The 22021-nt window shown below is 36.3% G+C and carries 21 protein-coding genes; 18 read left to right on the top strand and 3 right to left on the bottom strand.

What is annotated here, in order from left to right:
* The 9 genes from Q763_RS04590 to purD are packed head-to-tail and all read left to right on the top strand — an operon-like array spanning nt 1 to nt 10433.
* Nucleotides 1-1254 carry an oligosaccharide flippase family protein gene (locus Q763_RS04590; RefSeq protein ID WP_035131682.1) on the top strand — a complete coding sequence of 418 codons (1254 nt, stop codon included), beginning with the start codon at nt 1-3 and terminating at the stop codon, nt 1252-1254.
* Between the two features lie 39 nt (nt 1255-1293).
* Entirely contained in the window at nt 1294-1971 is a 678-nt protein-coding gene (locus tag Q763_RS04585) for an acyltransferase (protein ID WP_035131680.1), read from the top strand.
* Between the two features lie 3 nt (nt 1972-1974).
* On the top strand, nt 1975-3213 hold the full coding sequence (locus Q763_RS04580) for a hypothetical protein (protein ID WP_035131678.1): 1239 nt from the start codon (nt 1975-1977) through the stop codon (nt 3211-3213).
* Nucleotides 3213-4355 carry a glycosyltransferase family 4 protein gene (locus tag Q763_RS04575; RefSeq protein WP_035131676.1) on the top strand — a complete coding sequence of 381 codons (1143 nt, stop codon included), beginning with the start codon at nt 3213-3215 and terminating at the stop codon, nt 4353-4355. The genes Q763_RS04580 and Q763_RS04575 overlap by 1 nt, the downstream gene beginning before the upstream one ends.
* A 55-nt stretch (nt 4356-4410) precedes the next feature.
* Nucleotides 4411-5505 (top strand): DUF1972 domain-containing protein, encoded by a 1095-nt coding sequence (locus tag Q763_RS04570; protein WP_035131674.1) that lies wholly within the window; start codon nt 4411-4413, stop codon nt 5503-5505.
* Nucleotides 5459-6775, top strand: a complete 1317-nt coding sequence (locus Q763_RS04565) for an O-antigen ligase family protein (RefSeq protein WP_084596004.1) — start codon at nt 5459-5461, stop codon at nt 6773-6775. The genes Q763_RS04570 and Q763_RS04565 overlap by 47 nt, the downstream gene beginning before the upstream one ends.
* A gap of 2 nt (nt 6776-6777) precedes the next feature.
* On the top strand, nt 6778-7761 hold the full coding sequence (locus Q763_RS04560; protein ID WP_035131670.1) for a UDP-glucuronic acid decarboxylase family protein: 984 nt from the start codon (nt 6778-6780) through the stop codon (nt 7759-7761).
* Between the two features lie 3 nt (nt 7762-7764).
* The gene (locus Q763_RS04555) at nt 7765-9132 is read left to right on the top strand and encodes an undecaprenyl-phosphate glucose phosphotransferase (protein ID WP_035131668.1); all 1368 of its coding nucleotides are present in this window, start codon (nt 7765-7767) and stop codon (nt 9130-9132) included.
* A 29-nt stretch (nt 9133-9161) separates the two neighbouring features.
* The gene (gene purD, locus Q763_RS04550) at nt 9162-10433 is read left to right on the top strand and encodes a phosphoribosylamine--glycine ligase (protein ID WP_035131666.1); all 1272 of its coding nucleotides are present in this window, start codon (nt 9162-9164) and stop codon (nt 10431-10433) included.
* Here the strand turns inward: purD and Q763_RS04545 are convergent.
* Nucleotides 10428-10658 carry a DUF6341 family protein gene (locus tag Q763_RS04545; protein ID WP_035131664.1) on the bottom strand — a complete coding sequence of 77 codons (231 nt, stop codon included), beginning with the start codon at nt 10656-10658 and terminating at the stop codon, nt 10428-10430. The two genes, purD and Q763_RS04545, sit on opposite strands and share 6 nt — an antisense overlap.
* Before the next feature lie 48 nt (nt 10659-10706).
* On the opposite strand from Q763_RS04545, the gene Q763_RS04540 reads away from it, so the two are divergent.
* A complete protein-coding gene (locus Q763_RS04540) occupies nt 10707-11636 on the top strand; it encodes a DUF6427 family protein (RefSeq protein WP_035131662.1) in 930 nt (309 codons plus the stop codon).
* On the opposite strand, the gene upp is transcribed toward Q763_RS04540, so the two are convergent.
* Nucleotides 11631-12284 carry a uracil phosphoribosyltransferase gene (gene upp, locus Q763_RS04535; protein WP_035131660.1) on the bottom strand — a complete coding sequence of 218 codons (654 nt, stop codon included), beginning with the start codon at nt 12282-12284 and terminating at the stop codon, nt 11631-11633. The two genes, Q763_RS04540 and upp, sit on opposite strands and share 6 nt — an antisense overlap.
* Before the next feature lie 69 nt (nt 12285-12353).
* Here upp and Q763_RS04530 point away from each other — a divergent pair, with 69 nt between their 5' ends.
* Nucleotides 12354-12959, top strand: coding sequence for a DUF4254 domain-containing protein (locus tag Q763_RS04530; protein WP_035131658.1), 606 nt, complete (start codon nt 12354-12356; stop codon nt 12957-12959).
* Nucleotides 12960-12971: 12 nt separating this feature from the next.
* The gene (locus Q763_RS04525) at nt 12972-14018 is read left to right on the top strand and encodes a glycosyltransferase family 9 protein (RefSeq protein WP_035131656.1); all 1047 of its coding nucleotides are present in this window, start codon (nt 12972-12974) and stop codon (nt 14016-14018) included.
* 33 nt (nt 14019-14051) lie between these two features.
* Here Q763_RS04525 and Q763_RS04520 read toward each other — a convergent pair whose 3' ends face one another.
* Nucleotides 14052-15104, bottom strand: coding sequence for a ferredoxin--NADP reductase (locus Q763_RS04520; RefSeq protein ID WP_035131654.1), 1053 nt, complete (start codon nt 15102-15104; stop codon nt 14052-14054).
* Between the two features lie 128 nt (nt 15105-15232).
* Between Q763_RS04520 and Q763_RS04515 the strand changes: the two genes are divergently transcribed.
* The 6 genes from Q763_RS04515 (at nt 15233) to porW (ending at nt 22020) form a co-directional block, all read left to right on the top strand.
* Nucleotides 15233-15580 (top strand): PadR family transcriptional regulator, encoded by a 348-nt coding sequence (locus Q763_RS04515; protein WP_035131652.1) that lies wholly within the window; start codon nt 15233-15235, stop codon nt 15578-15580.
* Nucleotides 15581-15582: 2 nt separating this feature from the next.
* The gene (locus tag Q763_RS04510; protein WP_035131650.1) at nt 15583-16212 is read left to right on the top strand and encodes a hypothetical protein; all 630 of its coding nucleotides are present in this window, start codon (nt 15583-15585) and stop codon (nt 16210-16212) included.
* Nucleotides 16202-16909 carry a hypothetical protein gene (locus tag Q763_RS04505; protein ID WP_035131648.1) on the top strand — a complete coding sequence of 236 codons (708 nt, stop codon included), beginning with the start codon at nt 16202-16204 and terminating at the stop codon, nt 16907-16909. The genes Q763_RS04510 and Q763_RS04505 overlap by 11 nt, the downstream gene beginning before the upstream one ends.
* Before the next feature lie 58 nt (nt 16910-16967).
* Nucleotides 16968-18440: a DUF5687 family protein gene (locus Q763_RS04500; RefSeq protein WP_035131646.1), complete on the top strand. Its 1473-nt coding sequence runs from the start codon at nt 16968-16970 to the stop codon at nt 18438-18440.
* Nucleotides 18441-18465: 25 nt separating this feature from the next.
* Nucleotides 18466-19161 (top strand): ABC transporter ATP-binding protein, encoded by a 696-nt coding sequence (locus Q763_RS04495; RefSeq protein WP_035131644.1) that lies wholly within the window; start codon nt 18466-18468, stop codon nt 19159-19161.
* Between the two features lie 126 nt (nt 19162-19287).
* Nucleotides 19288-22020, top strand: coding sequence for a type IX secretion system periplasmic lipoprotein PorW/SprE (gene porW, locus Q763_RS04490; RefSeq protein ID WP_052123220.1), 2733 nt, complete (start codon nt 19288-19290; stop codon nt 22018-22020).
* Nucleotide 22021: the final 1 nt, after the last annotated feature.

Below are 22021 nucleotides of genomic sequence, written 5' to 3'. Positions count from 1 at the left end.
ATGGGGGTACTTAAAGTACTTAAGGAAAAATCAATAATCAATCTTATGGTTTATGGTGTTGGGCAGGGTTTTAACCTTGTTACTCCCCTATTGGTTGCACCTTATCTCATATCTGTTTGCGGAGAGGATGGTTTTGGTAAAATCAGTACTGGTCTGGCTATCTCGTTTCTGTTAATCGTTATTATTGATTATGGTAGTGATATAACAGGAGTAAAGGAAGTTGCCGTAAACAGGGAAAATAAACAAAAGCTTGAAAGTATTGTAAGTACAACCTATGCGGCTAAAGCACTATTTGTAATGATGGTTTTAGCTTTTATGAGTACCCTGTATAGTCTAGTACCCTACTTCAGTAAAGAGAAGGATTTATATCTTTTGGCTCTTCCTATTTTGATAGGTCAGCTTATAAATCCAACCTGGGTTTTTCAGGGTGTTGAAAATTTTAAATGGATTACCATACTTAATATTCTTTCAAAAGTAATTTATGTTGCGGGGGTGTTTTGTTTTATTAAAACTTCTGATGATTATATTTATGCTAATTTATGGTGGGGCTTAGGGATGATAATAGCTAATACAATAGCATTTTTATATCTTAAAAACCATTATGAAATAAGTTTTAGAGCCACTTCTTTTAAAGAGGTTAAGGAGTATCTAAAAGATAATTTTTCCATTTTTACCTCTCAGGCTGTGTTGTCGCTGCAAATGTACAGTCCTGTAATATTGGTAAAACTCTTTATGGGAGATGCTGCTGCTGGTATGTATGCCATTGTAGAAAGGATAGTAGTAATGTTCAGGACTTATATACTACTGTTCTTTAACTATGTTTTCCCGAGAGTATGTTATTTACTGGATAACAATGCTAAGAAAGCAATACGTTTTTGGAAACTGTTTAACGGAGCCAACTTTGTATTTATAGTAATAGCAATGTTGTTGCTGTTTGTTTTATCAAAACCGATTGTTATTTACTTTAAAGCGGAATCGGTAGATGAAATTTCCGGCCTGTTACGATTAGGGGCAGTAATACCAATAGCATTTGCATTATCGGTACCATTAAAGCAGCTCGTTTTAGGGTGGAATTATAACAGGCAATATACCCGTATAACAATGATTATGGTGATAGTTAATCTTGTAGCCATAATAACAGTAATGCCTTTTTATAAATTACAGGGAATTTTAGTTACGTTTATAGCGACCGAACTTATAACAGGCCTTTTATTTTTAAGCGTTATTAAAAACAGGCTCAAACAGGCAGATTAGAAAAACTATTGTACTTTTGAGACCATATCAGCATTAGGAATGACGAAAAAACTATTTCAGAAGCTTTTGCACAAATCGGGTAAAAACTACACCGTAGATCCTGCCATACCCGATGGTTTTTTCCGAAAGATATTATCCCAAAGAATAACAATGCTCATAAGAGGTTATTTAAAACTGGGCAAAAAGGTATACATAGGCCCAGGTTGTACTATTACCAATAAAAGGAATATTGATTTTGGTAATAATGTAACCATTGCCCATAATACAAAAATAGACGGATATGCCAGTGAGAGGCTTTCTATAGGAAACGGAAGCAGTATTGGTGCTTATTCGCTTATTCGCTGTACCAGTCATCCCTCTAAATATGGTAAGGGATTAACAATAGGGAATAATTCGGCCATGGGGCGTTTTACTGAATTTGGTGCTGCGGGAGGAATCGAAATAGGCAATGATGTTATAATGGGATCTTATGTAAGTTTTCATTCCGAAAACCACAATTTTGCCAATACAACAAAACTGATAAGAGAGCAGGGCGTTACCTCAAAAGGTATTAAAATAGGCAACAATGTATGGGTAGGAGCTAAGGTTACTTTTTTAGATGGGTGTGTGGTTGGCAATCATTGTGTAGTAGCAGCGGGAGCTGTTGTAAATGGTGTTTTTCCGGATAATTGCGTGATTGGTGGAGTACCGGCAAAAATTATTAAGAATATAGAATAGTATATGGGACTTAAGATAAAGAAACAGCGTATTTATGAGTTATTATTTATGGCTTGTATTGTTGTGCCTTATTTTAATGTATATGAGGCGACCTTTTTTATATGGAGCCTAACTGCTTTAATAACCTTAAGAAAAAAATACAGTTTTACTATGGTAAAGCAGCTTGCCTGTTTTACAGGGATACTCATAATTGCTCTAATAGTTAGCTTTTTTGATTTTCCGGAACCTTATCCTTTTGTAAGAGATTTTGCTTATATGCTTAAACCCATACTAGGGTTGTTAATAGGATACCAGATATGTAAAGATTATTTTGATAACCCTTTTATTATAATAGTAAAAACAGGCGTAGTTATTGCTGTTTTTCATATGTTTAACCTGGCTTATGCTTTTACATTTTTACATATAAGAGATATGCCTACACTTCGTATGCATACAGGGTATTTTAGCGATTTTGAAGTATATACTATTATAATATTAATTTTTAGGAAACAGCTTGGTTTAGAAATATCAGACAAGAGGGTTAAATTGTTTCTTCCGTTATTAATATTTTCTACAATTCTTTATCTGGCAAGGAGTAACTTTATACAGTTTGTAGTTTTGTACATAGCAATGAAAGGGTATTTTGTTGCAAACAAACGTTCAATAACCATACTTGTATTTTCAGTACTTATATTAGGAGGAGGCTATACGGCTATATATTATTCAAATCCCAGCAGAACCAGAGGTATAGAGGCTTTTTTCTATAAAATTAAAAATGCTCCTAAAGAAGCGTTTAAAACCCACGTAAACAAATACGACTGGAAAGATCTAAATGATAACTACCGCTCTTATGAAACGATAATGACTTATAAGCAGGTAACAGATAAAGGTCCTGCTACAGTTGCTTTCGGGAAAGGCCTGGGCTCAACAACAGACTTAAAGAAAAAAATGTGGCTACAAAGTAGTTATATGCGTTTTATCCCGTTTTTACATAACGGATTTACAACAGTTTTCTTAAAATCAGGATTGGTTGGATTAATATTATTATTTATATCCATTTTTCTACTCTACAAAAACAAGCCTTTTGACAGCCCGATAATAACAAATATTAATTTTTTAATAGTAGGTACGGGAGTGTATTTAATAGTTTCATATTGGGTATTTATGGGCTTTTACTTTACTGTTGATACCAAGGCTGTAATTTTTGGATTTCTGGTGAGATATAGAGAAAATATAGCTAGGGCAATGACAAACCACGTGTAATGAAAAACATTTTGGTAATACATCAGTCGGCCGAATTATATGGCTCAGATAAAATGCTTCTCCTGCTGCTTAAAAGTATGGATAAGGCAAATTTTTATCCGGTTGTTGTACTTCCCGGTGAAGGCCCTTTAAAGCAGGAACTTGAAAAAGAAAATATTAAGGTTGTAACAGCTCCGGTATTAAAAGTTTATCGTAAAATGTTCACCCCAAAAAACCTGTATCGTTTTTTTAAGGACATAAAAAAAGGGGTTAACCTTTTAGATAAATTAAATGGTGAGTATAGGTTTGACCTGATTTATTCTAATACGCTGGCTGTTTTATTAGGTATGTTCTATGCCCGTAAAAGAAAAATAAAACATGTATGGCATGTACATGAAATTATAGCCCATCCTAAAATTTTTGCTGAAGCCTATCCAAGACTTTTAAACAAAACGGCACATAAGGTAATTTGTAATTCATTTGCCACCAGAGATAATTTATTACAAAGGGTTCCAGCGCTGCAATCTAAAACGGTTGTGGTATACAACGGTCTGGATGAATCACAAAGGGTCAGTAATGTGGCTGCAAAAGCCGATTTCGGTTTCACTCAGGAAGATATCGTGATTACACTTGTAGGAAGAATAAGCCGTTTAAAAGGTCATAAATGGACGGTATCGGCATTTGCTAAATATTTAAAAACAAGTAACGCTAAGTTGTTTTTTGTGGGCTCTCCAGTACCGGGCCAGGAATATTATGAAACAGAGCTAAGGGATATTATTAAATACGAGGGGCTGGAAAACAAGGTAACAATACTGCCGTTTACAAAGAACCTGAAGCAAATTTGGGATGTTACAGATATTGCCCTTATGCCTTCGACAGAGGCAGAATCTTTTGGTTTGGTAGGACTCGAGGCCATGCTGGCAAAAAAACCGCTTATAGCCTCAAACCTTGGCGGATTAAAAGAAATAGTACTGAATAACGAAACAGGTTATCTGGTAGACCCGTTAGATGATAAAGCCCTTGCAGATGCACTTATCAAACTTATGGATAACCCGCAACTGCGAAAAGAATTTGGAGAAAGCGGTTATAACAGGGCTAAACAGCAGTTTTCGCTTCAAAACTACCTTAACGGGATCAATAGCGTATTGGAAGCTGAAAGCTAAACAATTAGAAAAGCGTAACGGAAAGGCTTATATTTGCCAACCTTAAAAAGTGATAATGAAAGTAGCCATACTAGGTACAAGAGGTGTTCCCAATTACTATGGGGGGTTTGAACAGTTTGCAGAATACTTTTCGGCATATCTGGCCGATAAAGGGCATGAGGTATATGTATATAATTCTCACAATCACCCGTATCAGGAAAAAATGTTTAAGGGAGCACACATTATCCATAAACATGATCCGGAGTATAAAATGGGTACTTTCGGTCAGTTTATATATGACTACAACTGTATAATGGATTCCCGCAAAAGGGATTTTGATATTATTCTTCAGCTGGGGTATACCAGTAGTTCCATATGGTTTTTCCTGTTACCTAAAAAATCGGTTATAATCAGCAATATGGATGGTTTGGAATGGAAACGTTCCAAATATTCGGCACCGGTAAGGCAGTTCCTTAAGTTTGCCGAAAGACTGGCAGCTATAAGCAGTGATTATTTAGTAGCCGATTCCCTGGGTATACAGAAATCACTAAAAAACCGATACAACAAAGAGTCAGAATATATTGCCTATGGCGCATATCCTTTTGAAAACCCTGATGAAGGGGTGATTAAAGAGTATGGTGTAGAGAAAGGCAATTATAATATGGTGATGGCCCGTTTTGAACCCGAAAATAACATCGATATGGTACTTGAGGGTGTGGTACAAAGCGGAAACAAAACCCCAATACTGGTTATTGGTAAGCATGAAACAAAATATGGAGCCTATTTAAAAAACAAGTTTGAAGCTCACAGCCATATCCGTTTTATGGGAGGTATATACAATATAAACCACCTGGATAACTTAAGGTATTACTCTAATCTTTACTTTCACGGGCACTCAGTTGGCGGTACTAATCCGTCACTTTTAGAAGCTATGGCATCAAAGGCTTTTATAATAGCAAACAACAACGATTTTAATAAAGGAGTTCTTAAAAACAATGCTTTTTATTTCTCAAATCCACAAGAAGTCGCAAATATTGTTAATACGTTAAAAAAAAGTGATAATTTGCAGGCCATCGAAAACAACTATAAAGCAATAATAGACGAGTTTAATTGGGAAAAAATTAATGGGGACTATCTTCACTTCTTCGAAAAATGCCTTGCCAAAAAATAAACGACCTTCAGCAAGTCCTAAAATGCTGGTTTTTCTGGTAGTTACCATACTGCTTGCTATCCCTTTAAATTATGCATTTAGTAGTATAGCAACCATATTACTGGTGGTTTATACCCTGCTTACGGCAAAAAAAGGGCATTTTAATTTCAGCCTTAGTCTTGCCTTGCCTGTATTGTTGTTCCTTATTATGTGCACTTCCCTTATATGGTCTGTTGAATTTAAATGTACACTAAAGGCGCTTTCCAAAGAAATTCCGTTACTGGTAATACCGGTAGTATTTGCTTTTACAAGACTATGGCCCAAACAGCAAAAAGATATTGTAAAGTTTTACAGCTGGGGCATGGTTGTATATGCCCTGTTTTATATAATAAGAGCTTTTAGTAAATATTTCAGCACGGGAGATGCTTCGGTGTTTTTTTATCACGAACTGGTAACTAAAGACGTAAATGCCATATATGTCTCGGTATTCCTGTCGGTAGCGCTGTTTTATTTCCTTGTAAAAAAATATAAGAAGAGAATTGACTATATGGCATTTGGATTACTGTTTATAATGGTTTTCCTTTTGTCGTCAAAAAATATACTTCTGGCCGATATTTTTCTTATTCTGATTTATGTGCTTTTTTGGTCGGGAATTACCAAAAAAGCCAAGTGGACAATAGGAGTTGCCTTTGCGACATTAGTAGTCATAGCGGGATATTACACGAAAATAGGAGAAAGAATAAAATCAGAACTGGAACCGGGAACAGAAATGACCGTAAGGGAATCGGGCACCAATGCCATTAGTATACAGGAAGCCTGGAAGAAAGATACCTTTACTCAAAACGATTATTTTAACGGAACTTCCTTCAGGGTTTACCAAATAAGGATTTTTACCGAAATGATGAGTGAAGATCCTGTTTTGCTTACCGGTTACGGACTTAATGCCTCTCTTAACAGAATTAAGGAAAAGGGAGAGGAGCATAATGTATACAAAGGTGACGAAACCCACAGGGGGTATAACAGCCTTAACTTTCATAACCAGTATATTGAGGTTTTTGCCGATTTGGGCCTTATAGGTTTTTTAGTTTTAATAGTAATGTTAGGTATTAACCTTAAAAACGGTTTCAGCAATAAAGATTTTGTTCATATTGCTTTCGCATTTCTAATGATAGCCTTATTTTTGACCGAATCTTTTTTATGGAGGCAAAGAGGTGTTATTTTCTTTATCGTTTTGTATTGCCTGTTTAATAAAGAATTGTATTCCAGTATTATAGAAAAAGAAAGAAGTTAAAGATGAAAAGAATACTTATTACAGGAGCAGCCGGTTTTTTAGGATCTCATCTATGTGACAGGTTTATTAAGGAAGGCTATTATGTAATTGGTATGGATAATCTTATTACCGGTCATCTTAAAAACATAGAACATCTTTTTAAACTTCCTAACTTTGAGTTCTATCACCATGATGTAACCAAGTTTGTAAACGTACCCGATAAGCTGGATTATATCCTGCACTTCGCATCACCGGCAAGCCCTATTGATTATTTAAAAATACCTATCCAAACACTTAAGGTTGGATCATTAGGAACACATAATCTTTTAGGATTGGCAAGGGTTAAAAAGGCAAGAATACTTATCGCATCAACGTCTGAGGTTTATGGTGATCCGTTAGTACATCCGCAAAATGAGGATTACTATGGTAATGTAAACACCATAGGGCCAAGAGGTGTATATGATGAAGCAAAACGTTTTCAGGAATCCATAACCATGGCTTACCATACGTTTCACGGTGTTGAAACAAGGATTGTAAGGATATTTAATACCTATGGACCAAGGATGAGGTTAAACGACGGAAGGGTAATTCCGGCATTTATCGGTCAGGCGCTAAGAGGTGAAGACCTAACTGTTTTTGGAGACGGTATGCAAACCAGGTCGTTTTGTTATGTAGATGATCAGGTAGAAGGTATTTTCAGACTATTACATTCTGATTATGTATATCCGGTTAACATTGGTAACCCGGACGAGATTACCATTAAGGATTTTGCCGAAGAGATAATTAAACTTACAGGTACAACACAAAAGGTTATTTATAAGCCGTTACCAATTAATGATCCTTTACAAAGACAACCGGATATAACCCGTGCAAGAGAAATTTTGGGATGGGAGCCTAAAGTAGATCGTGCCGAAGGTATGAAAATAACCTACGAATACTTTAAATCGTTAACACACGACGAACTGCTTAAGGAAGAACACAAAGATTTTTCAGGATATATATACTAATTAATGACTTCATCCGGAAAAAGGAGATATTCAAAATATATAAGACCAATAAATATAGCATTTGATGTATTGGTCCTAACCCTGTTGTTCCCTTATTTCTTTTGGGAACTGGGCATTAACCAGTTTTATTTTGGAGTTTATCAGCTGGCTACATGGTTTATAATAGCCTATATATTTGGCTTTTATGAAATTTACCGATTTACCAGCCTAACCGATATAATTGTAAAAATTGTAAGGCAGGGTATAGTGTTCCTGCTGGTGGTAATTGCCTTTTTTCCGTTTTCAAAACAAGCCATATTTAGCGGTCAGGCTATAGCAAAATATCTTATTGCTGCATTTATAATCATAATACTGTTTAAATTTGTATTGTTTTATTACTTAAAGAGATACAGGGTGGTTACGGGTAGTAATTACCGCAAGGCAGTAATAATTGGTTACACGCCCGATGCTTTAAGGTTAAAAGAGCTTTTTGAACAAAAGGGCGAGTATGGATATAGGTTTCTTGGATTCTTTTCCGACAGGAAGCATAACGATGAAGTAAAAGGAAAAATAGCTGAAGTAGAAGCCTTTGCGATAGATAATAACATAGACGAGATTTACTGCTCGCTTAATGAAATTACCAATTACCAGATTAAAAGACTGGTAGAGTTTGCCGATATTAATGACAAAGTTGTAAAGTTTATCCCTGATACCAAGGAGATATTTACCAAAAACCTAAGGGTAGATTACTATGAGTTTTTCCCGGTACTGTCGTTAAGAAAAACACCGCTACATGAACCGGTGGCAAAAGTAGCCAAAAGGTTATTTGATATTGCCTTCTCGCTATTCGTTATAGTTTTTGTGCTAACATGGCTAACACCTATACTGGCACTTATAATAAAGCTGGAATCACCGGGTCCTGTATTTTTTAAACAGGGAAGACCGGGTATAAATGAAAAAGAATTCTTTTGTTATAAGTTCAGGTCTATGAAGCTGAACAAAACGACAGAAGAGTCGGTTATAAAAAATGACCCAAGGGTTACCCGTATAGGACGTTTTATGAGGAAAACGAGTATTGACGAAATGCCGCAGTTCCTAAATGTACTTATTGGGGAAATGAGTGTAGTGGGGCCAAGGCCACACCTATGGTCACAAAACAACCTGTACAGCAAGCGTATAAAAAAATACCTTATAAGGCTTTATGTAAAGCCGGGTATTACAGGCCTTGCACAGGTAAAGGGTTACAGAGGGGAAATAAGCACCGATGAAGATATGATAAACAGAATTAAGTATGATGTTTTTTATATTGAGAACTGGTCGCTTTTACTGGATTTAAAAATTATAGTACAAACGGTGGTAAACATTTTTCAGGGTGAAGAAAAAGCCTATTAGTGTTTATCATAATAATTAAGCAATAACATATGAATATTTTATTACTGGGATCTGGAGGTAGAGAGCACGCGCTGGCCTGGAAAATGCTGCAAAGCCCGCAGTGTTCTAAATTATTTGTTGCACCTGGTAACGCAGGTACATCGGCCATTGCAAATAATGTAAACATAAACCCGACTGATTTTGAAGCTGTAAAAAAACTGGTACAGCAGGAAAACATCGGTATGGTGGTAGTAGGTCCGGAAGACCCACTGGTAAAAGGTGTATATGATTATTTTAAAAACGACAGTGAGCTTAGCAACGTTCCGGTTATCGGTCCGTCAAAGTATGCTGCACAGCTTGAGGGAAGTAAGGAGTTTGCTAAAAAGTTCCTTGTAAAAAACAACATTCCTACAGCAGCTTACGAGAGTTTTACAAAAGAAACCGTAGAGCAGGGGTGTGAATTCCTTACTACATTAAAGGCACCATACGTACTTAAAGCAGACGGACTTGCAGCAGGTAAAGGTGTACTTATTATAAACGACCTTGCAGAAGCACAACAGGAACTTAGAAACATGCTTGTAGATGCAAAATTCGGTCAGGCGAGTACTAAGGTAGTTATTGAAGAGTTTCTTGACGGTATAGAGCTTAGCTGTTTCGTTTTAACAGACGGAGAGAGTTATAAGCTATTACCAATGGCTAAAGACTACAAACGTATTGGAGAAGGCGATACAGGCCTTAATACAGGCGGTATGGGAGCTGTTTCACCGGTGCCGTTTGCAGATGCCGAATTCCTTGAGAAAATAGAAACACGTATTGTTAAGCCAACTATACAAGGATTTAAAAACGAAAAGATTGATTACAAAGGTTTTGTTTTCATTGGTCTTATAAAAGTAGGTAACGATCCTTATGTTATTGAATATAATGTAAGAATGGGTGACCCGGAAACTGAGGTAGTAATGCCAAGGGTAAAATCAGATCTTGTTGAAGCTTTCAAAGCACTACATAATGGTACGCTTGCAGAAACTGCTTTTGAAATTGATGAAAGAAGTGCTGCTACAATTATGCTGGTTTCGGGCGGATACCCTGAAGATTATGAAAAAGGTAAAGTTATAACAGGACTTGATAAGGTAGAAGATTCTCTTGTTTTCCACGCGGGAACAAAAGATGATAACGGAAACGTGGTGACTAATGGCGGACGTGTAATTGCCGTTACCTCATATGGTGCTGACTTTAATGAAGCCATAAAAAAATCTTATCAAAATATAGACAAGCTAAATTTTGATAAGATATATTTTAGAAAAGATATAGGTTTCGATCTATGATAAGAAAGAGTGTGCTGTGGTATCCTGGTCATCTTCGTGATTCGCTTTGAAAATTTTCAGTTGCTGAATCCAGTACCAGGTTGCCCCGCAGCAGATAAGGATAAAAATCCAGGTAATAATGTTTGCTACCCACCAGTTTTCAAGCTCTAGGGCTCTAATAAAGTCAAGCGGTGCAAATAGTATGTGTACAAACAGATAATCTATTCCTTCAAAAAATGCTCTCATCTTTAAACAAGTATTATATTTACAATCACAAAAGTATAAAATATTCACATGCTGGCAAGTGTTTTTAATAAATCAAAGCCGATAAATTATGCTTTAATAGGTGTACTAATAACTTTATTTTATTTTTTATACCTGTTTAAAGATACTTACTGGGTAGAATATTTCTCGCTCATACTACAAAAAGTGGGGTTATATTTGCTTTTGGCCTTTTCGGTTTTCCTTGTAAATTTTATTACCAGAAAGAACTCATTAAGCAGGGATAACACCTATGCTATGTTCTTATTTACCATGTTTTTAGTGCTCTTTCCTACTATACTGGTAAACACAAAAATCATAGTGGCAAACTTCTTTTTGCTGTTGGCTTTAAGGAGGCTTATATCACTACAGTCACTCATTACTCCTAAGGAAAAAATCTTTGATGCCTCCTTTTGGATATTTGTGGCAAGTTTTTTTCATTTTTGGTGTATAATTTATATACTACTGGTATTTATTTCGATAGTTTTCCATGTTTCAAGAGATTATCGTAACTGGATAATACCTTTTATAGCCTTTTTTTCGGCAACTACACTTTACGTTTTAACGGTATTACTGTTTGGTAATGATTTGTTTTATGACCTGTATGCCGATATGCAAACCAGTTTCGACTTTACGTATTTTGAAAATATTTACCAAAATATAGCCCTTGCCCTGTTTTCATCAATAGCGGTGTTTTTTGTTGTGGCACAGGTTGCTATGCTTTCGGGAAAACCCATTAACCTGCATTCCTCTTATAAAAAAGTGATTTTCTCTTTCTTAATAGGGGTAAGTATATATGTACTTTCGGCCAATAAAAACAATAGTTTCCTGGCGTTTACTTTTGCGCCACTGGCCATAATGGGAGCTAACTTTATAGAAAGCCAAAAGGTAAAGTGGATAAGGGAGAGTATACTAATACTGATTGTATTAATATCGATAGGGTTATTTTTAGCCCAGTTATAAACGCTCTCCATAAGCAAGATCTCCGGCATCTCCCAGCCCGGGAACAATATACTTGTGAGAGTTAAGATATTCATCTTTATCGGCAACCCATAAATGTACATTATCCGGCAGGGTTTCCTGTAAATGGGCTATGCCCTCTGGTGCTGCGATTACTACTGCAATATGAATTTCTTCGGGCTTATTTGTTGCCATAAGTTTTTTAAATACAGCTTCCAGTGAGAGACCTGTAGCCAGCATTGGGTCGGCGAGTAGTAGCGTTTTCCCTGTAAGGTTTGGCACAGCCTGATACTGGGTTTGTATAACAAACTCATCGTCATTATTAGGGTGATAACGATAAGCTGATACAAATCCGCTATCTGCGTCATCAAAAAAATTGAGTAGTCCGTTATGAAGGGTAAGCCCTGCTCTCAATATGGAGCAAACTACCACAGGTTTTTTTACAAATTCGGTTTCCTTTTTTCCAAGGGGTGTGGTAATACTAACAGGAGCATATTCAAGTGTTTTACTTATTTCATAAGCCATAATCTCTCCTACACGCTCTATATTCTTCCTAAAACGCATAGTGTCTTTTTGAACTTTTACATCGCGTATTTGCGCCAAAAAATGGTTTAATATACTGTTGTTTTGTGAAAGGTAGTGAATATGCATAGTGCTGTAAATTAGTATTAGCAGGATAAAAGTATTAAAACTATATTTGTAAAATAAAATTTTAACCCTATGTTTTCTAAAATAGCATTTCCCATTTTTAAGCAAAGTATAAACGATTATCACAAATTTGATAATGTTGACCAGCCTGTTAACAATCCTTACAGTAAGGATCAGATAGAGCATTTACTATATGCCAAAAACTGGATTGACACTGTACAATGGCACCTTGAGGATATTATTCGTGATCCGCAAATTGACCCTGTAGCGGCACTTGCATTAAAGAGAAGGATTGATGCCTCTAACCAGGACAGAACTGATATGGTAGAATATATTGACAGCTACTTTTTAAATAAATATCAGGATGTTACAGTAAAAGATAATGCTAAAACAAACTCTGAGAGTCCGGCATGGGCTATAGACAGGCTTTCTATCCTTGCCCTTAAAATATACCACATGCAGGAAGAGGTGAACCGTACAGACGCTTCGCCGGAGCACATTGCAAAATGTCAGGAGAAACTTAATGTTCTTTTAGAACAAAAAACAGATCTTTCTACCGCTATTGATGAGCTTTTAGCAGATATTGAAAGCGGAGATAAATTCATGAAAGTGTACAAACAAATGAAAATGTACAACGACGAAGAATTAAACCCTGTTTTATACCAAAACAAAAAGTAAAACCTGCACAATATGGCGGGTATAAAACATATACTTGTAATAAGGCTCTCTGCAATGGGTGATGTCGCTATGACGGTACCGGTGCTGAGAGCCTTAGCTTTACAATACCCTGAGGTTAAATTCACAGTATTGTCCAGAGGCTTTTTCAAACCTTTTTTTGAGGGTATTCCTAATGTAGGTTTTTATGAAGCCGATGTAAAAGGCAGGCATAAAGGTTTTGGCGGACTGCTAAAACTATATCGCGAACTTAAAAAACTGAATATTGATGCTGTTGCCGATTTACACAACGTACTTCGCTCTAAAATAGTAACCAAACTATTTACCTTTAGCGGAATAAAAACGGCTACTACTGATAAGGCAAGGCAAGAGAAAAAAGCCTTAACCCGTGCCGAAAACAAAATATTCAAACAGCTTACCCCAATTGTGGAAAGGCATGCACAAACGTTTGCCCAACTTGGTTTTCCTATAGATATTAGTGTACCTGTTTTCCCTGAGAAACACGAACTGACACCCGATGTACTAACAGTAACAGGAGAAAAATCAGGACAGTGGATAGGTATAGCACCTTTTGCCCAGCATGAAGGTAAGGTATATCCGCAGGATTTAATGCAGGAAGTTATAAACGGTTTAGCCGAAAATAAATCGTATAAACTGTTCCTTTTTGGCGGAGGAGCAAAAGAGATAGAAGTACTAAATTATTTTGCTAATAATATTAGCAACGTTGTAGTGGTTGCAGGAAAATTAAAGTTACAACAGGAACTACAACTTATTAGTAACCTTGATGTTATGCTCAGTATGGACAGCGGTAATGCCCACATGGCAGTCATGCAGGGAGTGGCAACCGTAACACTATGGGGAGCTACACACCCTTACGCTGGTTTCGCTCCTTACCATCAGCCACAGGAAAACCTGTTGGTTTCCGACAGGGAGAAATATCCGTTACTGCCAACATCCATTTACGGTAATAAAAAAGTAGAAGGCTATGAGGATGCCATGCGGACTATACCCCCTGAAACAGTAATAAACCAGATTAACCATATACTAAAAAAGGATGCCTAAGCATCCTTTTTTTTATGGGTTTGAGACTGTTAATTAAATATCGTCATAATCTATATGAATTTCCGGAGAGGTTGGGTGTGCCTGGCAGGTAAGTATGAGTCCTTCGGCTATTTCACCATCTGTAAGTATGGCGTTTTTTCTCATTTCTGCAGTACCACCTGTAATTCTTGCCATACAGCTACTGCAAATACCCCCTTGGCAGGAGTAAGGAGCGTCTACTCCTTCTTTTAATGCTGCATCAAGAATGGTCATTTTTTGAGACATTACAAAAGTAGTCTCCTCATCATCTACCAAAACGGTGATTTTGGTCTGTCCTTCCAGGCTTTCATCAATTTTGTTCTCTTCAACCGGAGTGGTAAACAGCTCAAATTTGATGCTCTTTTCAGGAACATTATTTTCTTTCAGTACCTCGCTTACCGTTTTAATCATTTCTTCCGGTCCGCACAGGTAAAACTTAGAGAATTCTTTTTCCTTGTGTTTGTTTTTAAGCACAAAGTTTACGGTAGAACGTTCTATTCGTCCGAAAAGAGAATCTTCTGCCCTTGCCTGGCTGTATACCATTTGGATAAACAAACGGCCTACATATTTTTGTTGCAGGTCGTGCAGGTATTGGTGGAAAATAGTGTCTTCCGGTGTTTTGTTACCATATACCAGTACAAACGTACTTTCAGGTTCATTTTCCAATACCGAATGTATGATGGAAAGTACCGGTGTAATACCGCTACCTGCCGCAAAGGCTGCATAGTTTCTCTGGCGGTCAGTTTTAGGTTCAAAAGTAAATTTACCTTCAGGAATACCTACTTCAACAGTATCGCCAACAGCAAGCTGCTCATTAGCAAATACAGAAAAGCCTCCGTTTTTAACCGCTTTTATGGCAACCCTTAGCTCGTTACTGTTAGGGCTTGAGCATATAGAGTAAGCCTTGCGGTATTCTTCACCGTTGTATATACTTTTAATGTTAATATACTGACCGGCAATAAATTTATATTCGTTTTTCAGATTTTCCGGAATCTCAAAGGCAATAGAAACCGCATTAGGTGTTTCTCTCCTTATATCCTTTATTGTAAGTGAGTGAAATGTTGACATATTTTGTGTTTTTCAATGCAAAAATAAGCAATCCTTTAACGGTATAAAACAACATTAAACAAATAAAAAATACATAAAACTATTATGCATAAGAATTTTATGTATTTTTGCTGTACAAAATTCTTAAAATGAAAAACTCCCAATTATATAAAGGCAGCCTTACCACCATTATTATGAAACTGCTGGAAGAAAACGGGCGCATGTATGGTTATGAGATTACCCAAAAGGTAAAGAGTATAACCAAAGGTGAACTTAATATTACCGAAGGTGCTCTATACCCGGCACTGCACAAACTGGAGGGCGAAGGCTTGCTGGATGTTGAGGTAGAGAAAGTGGGTAACAGACTCCGCAAATACTACAAACTAACAGAAGATGGGCAAAAAGAAACGGTAAACCGACTGGCGGAACTGGAAGAGTTTATAAAGAACATGCAAACACTGGTTAACCCAAAAATAAATCCCGATTTACAATTTTAAACATGCAGGTAACAGACAATCAAATAAAATTTATAGACCAATATCTTGAGAATTCGGGGATAAAATATTTGGACATACGTTATGAAATGACTGACCATGTAGCAACAGTTCTTGAAGAAAAGGAAGGAGATTTTTATGATGAGTTTAAGGCTTATATGGTTTTACATAAAAAAGAGCTTTTAGAGTCTAACAATAAATTTTCAAAAATTGCCAGAAACAAAGCCATTAAACTACTGTTTGGTAATTTGTTAAGTGTTAAAGGTTTACTTATTACAGGGAGTTTGTTCGGATTATCATTATTAGGGCTTAATCATATGAATTTTGAAAAATTAGTTTACGTTTTTTATCTAACATATTTTGTTTTAATACTGGTAATATCAGGGTTTAATATTTATCATAAACGTACAAAAAAGGAGAAACTTTGGTCGGGTACACATAAGTTGATGGAGGTGGTTAGTTTTATAATAAACGGGATAATGATTTTTGGGATAAATACTTTTAAAGTTCCTAAAGAAAAAGGAGATGATTTTTATTTTATTATATATCAATGTGTTATAGTCTCTATTGTTGTTATGACAATAGTTACGTCAAGGCAATTGATGAAAAAATATAAACTGAGATATGAAGGATGATAAGATAAAAAGAATATCTGATGAAGAAGTAGAGCAGCTTTATGCTTTTACCCGTAAGCATTTTGTAGAATACTACGACCTGCAAACCGAACTGGTAGATCACCTGGCGAATGCCATTGAGGAGAAATGGCAACAACAACCGGATCTGTCGTTTGATGATGCCCTGAAGCAGGAGTTTAAAAAGTTTGGTGTTTTCGGTTTCATGGATGTTGTTGAAAAAAGACAGCTGGCATTGACCAAAAAATATCGAAAATTACTTTGGACTTATTTTAGGGAATACTTCAAATTGCCTAAAATACTACTCACTATTGCATTAACAGTACTCGTAGCAAAATCAATACAGCATATTCATGCGGTTATAGCCCCTGTACTATTATTTTCAATATTGATTTTCAGTCTGTTTCGTTTTTTTGTGCTTAACCATAGGTACAGGAGAAAAGTAAAACAAACAGGCTATCGCTGGATGCTTGAAGAAATAATATTCCGTTGTGGTAGTATACCCGTATTTATATTCATACCCTATCAGGTAATAGAGTGCGTGTATGATAAAGAATATTCGGCAGTAGGACAATGGATACTGGCAGCGGGAGTGGTGCTGTTTGCTATATATCAATACATAATTTTATATGTAATAATAAACAGGGCAGAAGTGCATTTAAAGCAAACATATCCTGAGTATAAGGTGTTAAAGCAATAGTAAATTGTAACGTTTTTACATTTTATACTACTAATCGGGTAAACCAAACCGAAATACGATGTTTAAAAAATTTATAAAGCTCGAATGGAAAGCATTTACCAGATCGGCAGCTTTTAGTACCAATCTTGTTGTTAAGATAATCGTTTTACTATATGCCATAATGATGGCTTTCTTTCTCCTATTACTGGGAACAGGAGCCTTTTCAATACTAAAAAAAGCAGGAGCTAGTGACCCAATGCTTTGGGTAAACAAATACCTTATTTACTATATAATTGTAGATTTAGGGATTAGGATTGTTTTTCAAAATATTCCGGTTAGTAATATAAAACCACTATTAACCCTCAATATTAAAAAGAAAACCATAGTAAACTTTATCATAGGGAAAAGTATGGCTACTTTTTTCAATATAATACATGCTTTCTTTTTTGTTCCTTTTTCAATTGTACTGTTAGTAAAAGGATATAACCCTGTAAATGTTGTATTATGGCATGTAGCTATTATGGCGCTGGTATACAGTAATAACTTTTTAAACATATTACTGGAGGGTAAGAATTGGCTTTTTGCCGTTTTCATTGTTTTACTGGCAACCTTTGGAAGCTTACAGTATTATGGCTATTTTGACATTACAACATATACAGAAGTTTTCTTTACCTCACTATACAGTACTTATTTTATGGCGTTGCTGCCTATAGCTCTGCTTGTTATTGTATGGAGAGCAACATTTAAATTCTTTTATGAGTACATGTTTCTGGATGCCGGTTTGAAAACCAAAGAAGAGGAAGCACGTACTGAGAATTATGCTTGGCTGGATCAGTTTGGTTCCATGAGTACCTACCTTAAAAATGATTTGAAACTTATACTTAGGAATAAAAGGGCAAAAATGACGGTAATATCGAGTGTATTATTTTTGTTTTACGGACTATTGTTTTTTAGTAATAGTATTGAGGTATATAATACACCAACCTGGAAAATGTTTGCTGCCATAATGCTTACCAGTGGTTTTATGTTCACTTTTGGGCAGTTTGTACCAAGCTGGGACAGTTCTTACTATCCGCTTATGATGAGCCAAAACATACCATACAGGGAGTATATAGCTTCAAAATGGTGGCTTATGGTAATTGCTACGGTTATAACTACAGTACTGGCTTCTTTTTATCTTTATTTTGGTGTCGATGTATACCTTATGATTCTTGCCTGCGCAGTTTATAATATAGGTATCAATGCTTATATGGTACTTTTAAGCGGAGCTTTTGTAAAAACTCCGGTCGATTTAACCAAAGCCAGGCAGGCAATGGGAGGTAAAAAATCCTTTAACCCTAAAATGATACTTTTAGGGATCTCTAAACTCATTATTCCAATAGCGTTATATGCTGTAGGTCATTACATTTTTAATGATACCATAGCCTACATTCTTATTGCCGGTACAGGAATAATAGGTCTTTTATTCAGGAATTTTGTTTTCAACCAAATAGCTAAGCTGTATAAATCGGAAAAGTATGATACGCTTGCGGCATACAAACAAGTAAACTAATCATCCAATCAAAAAATTATATATCATGATCAAAGTAAGTAATCTTCAAAAAACATATAACAATACAACAGTACTTAATATACCGGAGCTTGAAATCCCAAAAGGGGAAAGTTTCGGACTGGTAGGAAACAACGGTGCAGGTAAAACCACATTTTTCAGCTTATTACTGGATTTGATAAGACCTACACAGGGAAATATTACATTAAATAACATAAGGGTAGACGAGAGTGAAGGCTGGAAACCTTTTACATCGGCCTTTATTGATGATAGCTTTTTAATAGGTTACCTTACGCCCGAAGAGTACTTTTATTTTATAGGAGAGCTTCGTGGATGGAATAAAGCCGACGTTGATGCTCTTTTAGAAAAGCATGAAGACTTTTTTAACGGAGAGATACTTAAAAGAAAAAAGTACTTAAGGGATCTTTCAAAAGGAAACCAAAAGAAAGTAGGTATTGTTGCAGCTCTTATAGGAAACCCTGAGGTTGTTATACTGGACGAACCTTTTGCAAACCTTGACCCTACAACACAAATAAGGCTGAAGCGTATTATTAAGGAACTGGCCGAAGACGGTAATACCACAGTACTTGTTTCCAGTCACGACCTTGCACATACTACCGAAGTAAGTAACCGTATAGTAGCACTGCACAAAGGCGAAATTGTAAAAGATATTAAAACATCGCAGGAAACGCTCCAGGAGCTCGAAGCTTTTTTTGCTGTTTAACTTTATTATAAATCCCCCGAAGCTTCGGGGGATTTTTTTGCATAAAATAAAAAAAGAAACGTATTTTTACGACTCCTTAATACTAAAACATCAATTTAAAAGTTAAGGATAAAAACATGTTTTGCCTTGAAAACCAGTACTTATAAATATATACTCCTAACAGGAACCTTTGCTTTTTTGATAGCCTGCTCTACCAAAAAAGACAGCTTTGTTAACCGTAATTATCATGCGGTCACTACCGAATATAATGTGCTGTATAACGGTAACATTGCTCTTGTTAATGGAGTGGAGGAATTAAAAACCACCTATAGCGATAATTTTTGGGAGCTTTTACCGGTAGAAAGAATGCAGCCTGTTGCACAACAACAGGAGGAGCAAAAGCCGGCAGCAGGAAAAGCCGGGGCTGAGAAGGAAGAGAAACAAAGCAACCCAAACTTTGACAGGGCAGAGGAAAAAGCTACAAAAGCAATCCAAAAACACTCCATGTATATAGGCGGTACCGAAAGGAATCCGCAAATGGATGAAGCCCACCTTTTATTAGGAAAGGCGAGGTATTATGAAAACAGGTTTATACCGGCACTCGAGGCTTTTAACTATATATTGTATAAATATCCGTCAAGTGATAAAATATTTGAAGCCAAGGTATGGAGGGAAAAAACCAACCTTAGGTTAGAGAATGAAGCCATTGCTATAAAAAACCTTAAAAAGCTTTTAGACGAAAAAGAAAAGATAGAGCCACAAATTTTTGCTGATGCAAATGCCATGTTGGCTCAGGCATATATAGCTACAGGCTCTAAAGACAGTGCTGTTGTTGTACTTAAAAACGCAGCCGAATTTACAAAGCAAAGAGAGGAAGAAGCCCGATACCATTTTATATTAGGTCAGTTATACGAAAGTCTGGAATATCCTGATAGTGCTTATGCAGAATTCCAAACGGTGATTGATATGAAAAGAAAATCACCAAGAATGTATACTATACAGGCGCACGCAAGGCAGGCGGCTCAGTTTGATTATAAAAACGGGGACACACTTGTTTTTATGGAAAAGTACAGGAAACTTTTAAAAGACAGGGAGAACAGGCCTTATCTGGATGTGATTAACCATCAGGTAGGATTATTTTACGATAAGCAGGATCTTGATGATAAAGCGGTTGAGTATTATAATAAGTCATTAAGACAAAATCCTAAGGATAAATATTTAGCAGCATCTAACCACAGGAATATTGCCGAGATTTATTTTGAGAATGCAAAATATCCTACAGCCGGTAAATATTACGACAGTACTTTGGTTTTCCTTAATCAGAGAACAAGAGAGTACAGGGCTATAAAAAAGAAAAGGGATAACCTTGATGATGTTATTAAGTATGAAGGTATAGCACAAACCAATGACAGTATTCTTAATTTGGCAGCTATGACCGATGATCAAAGGATTGCTTATTTTAAAGAGTATATAGTAAAACTTAAGGAGGCCGACGAAAAAGAGAAAGAAAGACTTGAAAGAGAAGCACAAATCGCCGAGAACATGAGCCGCGGTCAAAATGCCCAGTCTATGGGAATGCCAATGAATAATGGTTTAACCACAATGGGGGGTACTACTAATACGGCTGCCGACAAAAATAAATTTAACGGGCAACAAGGTAATAGCAGTATGTCTCAAAAAGTAGCGGCAAAAACAAAAGGTAACAGTAATGCTTCCGGACAAACACAGCAATCTGGTGGCGGAACGTTTTATTTCTATAATAATTCAATCGTTTCTTATGGTAAGCTTGAGTTCCAGAGAAAATGGGGAGGCAGAAAACTTGCTGATAACTGGAGGTGGTCTGCAGAGCAGCGTGGCTCACGAAGTGAAGAGGAAGAAACGGTTAATGACAGTACCGCTGTAGCTTCAAATGAAGATGAATTTAATCCAAGATACAGTCCTGAGTTTTATATAGGGCAGTTACCAACTTCACAGGTGGTACTGGACAGCCTGGCGAAAGAAAGAAACTTTGCATACTATCAGTTAGGTACTATATATAAGGAGAAGTTTAAAGAATACCAAAGAGCTGCCGATAAGCTGGAGAAACTGTTAACCAACAGACCGGAAGAGAGGCTGATACTGCCATCTAAATATAATCTGTATAAAATATACCAGATTATTAACCCTGAGAGGGCAGAGTTATACAAAAACCAAATACTTAACGAGTATCCTGACAGTCGTTATGCTGAGATTATAAGGAATCCGGGTGCAGAACAAAATAACAATCAGAGTCCGGAAGCGGTTTATGCAAATCTGTTCAAACAATATGAAGACGGTAAACTGCGTGAAGTATATCCGTTAGTTGAAGAAGCTATAGATACTTATACCGGGGAAGAGACTGCTTCAAAATTTGAGCTTCTTAAGGCAAATATAGTTGCAAGGCTTAAAGGCCTTGAAGAATACAAAAATGCATTAAACTATGTGGCATTAAACTACCCTAACAGTGAAGAGGGTAAATCGGCAGAAGCAATGCTTAAAACAAATATTCCTACGCTGGAGAAAATTGATTTTGGTCGCCCTGCGGTAAGCTGGAAAATAATATTCAAATTTGATAATAACCAGGATGATCCTAAGGCAAAAGAATTAAACGATAAACTGAAAAAGTTTATTGAGGAAAGCTACAATAGGAGCTTAACCATATCAAGGGACGTATATACAATGAACGAAGACTTCATTGTTATGCACGGGCTTAACAGTAAAGAGGCTGCGGTAGATGCCGTGAGTATATTAAAGGATTACAAAGAATACAAAATTACCCAAACACCATATATAATATCGAGCGAAGATTATAAGGTAATACAAATCAAAAAGAATTTCACACAATTTTTAGCAATTGAATAAG

Source organism: Flavobacterium beibuense F44-8 (assembly GCF_000769915.1).
Lineage (GTDB): Bacteria > Bacteroidota > Bacteroidia > Flavobacteriales > Flavobacteriaceae > Flavobacterium > Flavobacterium beibuense.
The sequence above is the reverse complement of the archived record's forward strand: the minus strand, read 5'-3'. Positions and strand labels throughout refer to the sequence as shown.

Bases quoted from the DNA above. Each gene is read 5' to 3' on its own strand.
- Q763_RS04590 (WP_035131682.1), top strand. From the start codon at position 1: ATGGGGGTACTTAAAGTACTTAAGGAAAAATCAATAATCAATCTTATG.
- Q763_RS04585 (WP_035131680.1), top strand. From the start codon at position 1,294: ATGACGAAAAAACTATTTCAGAAGCTTTTGCACAAATCGGGTAAAAAC.
- Q763_RS04580 (WP_035131678.1), top strand. From the start codon at position 1,975: ATGGGACTTAAGATAAAGAAACAGCGTATTTATGAGTTATTATTTATG.
- Q763_RS04575 (WP_035131676.1), top strand. From the start codon at position 3,213: ATGAAAAACATTTTGGTAATACATCAGTCGGCCGAATTATATGGCTCA.
- Q763_RS04570 (WP_035131674.1), top strand. From the start codon at position 4,411: ATGAAAGTAGCCATACTAGGTACAAGAGGTGTTCCCAATTACTATGGG.
- Q763_RS04565 (WP_084596004.1), top strand. From the start codon at position 5,459: ATGGGGACTATCTTCACTTCTTCGAAAAATGCCTTGCCAAAAAATAAA.
- Q763_RS04560 (WP_035131670.1), top strand. From the start codon at position 6,778: ATGAAAAGAATACTTATTACAGGAGCAGCCGGTTTTTTAGGATCTCAT.
- Q763_RS04555 (WP_035131668.1), top strand. From the start codon at position 7,765: ATGACTTCATCCGGAAAAAGGAGATATTCAAAATATATAAGACCAATA.
- purD (WP_035131666.1), top strand. From the start codon at position 9,162: ATGAATATTTTATTACTGGGATCTGGAGGTAGAGAGCACGCGCTGGCC.
- Q763_RS04545 (WP_035131664.1), bottom strand. From the start codon at position 10,658: ATGAGAGCATTTTTTGAAGGAATAGATTATCTGTTTGTACACATACTA.
- Q763_RS04540 (WP_035131662.1), top strand. From the start codon at position 10,707: ATGCTGGCAAGTGTTTTTAATAAATCAAAGCCGATAAATTATGCTTTA.
- upp (WP_035131660.1), bottom strand. From the start codon at position 12,284: ATGCATATTCACTACCTTTCACAAAACAACAGTATATTAAACCATTTT.
- Q763_RS04530 (WP_035131658.1), top strand. From the start codon at position 12,354: ATGTTTTCTAAAATAGCATTTCCCATTTTTAAGCAAAGTATAAACGAT.
- Q763_RS04525 (WP_035131656.1), top strand. From the start codon at position 12,972: ATGGCGGGTATAAAACATATACTTGTAATAAGGCTCTCTGCAATGGGT.
- Q763_RS04520 (WP_035131654.1), bottom strand. From the start codon at position 15,104: ATGTCAACATTTCACTCACTTACAATAAAGGATATAAGGAGAGAAACA.
- Q763_RS04515 (WP_035131652.1), top strand. From the start codon at position 15,233: ATGAAAAACTCCCAATTATATAAAGGCAGCCTTACCACCATTATTATG.
- Q763_RS04510 (WP_035131650.1), top strand. From the start codon at position 15,583: ATGCAGGTAACAGACAATCAAATAAAATTTATAGACCAATATCTTGAG.
- Q763_RS04505 (WP_035131648.1), top strand. From the start codon at position 16,202: ATGAAGGATGATAAGATAAAAAGAATATCTGATGAAGAAGTAGAGCAG.
- Q763_RS04500 (WP_035131646.1), top strand. From the start codon at position 16,968: ATGTTTAAAAAATTTATAAAGCTCGAATGGAAAGCATTTACCAGATCG.
- Q763_RS04495 (WP_035131644.1), top strand. From the start codon at position 18,466: ATGATCAAAGTAAGTAATCTTCAAAAAACATATAACAATACAACAGTA.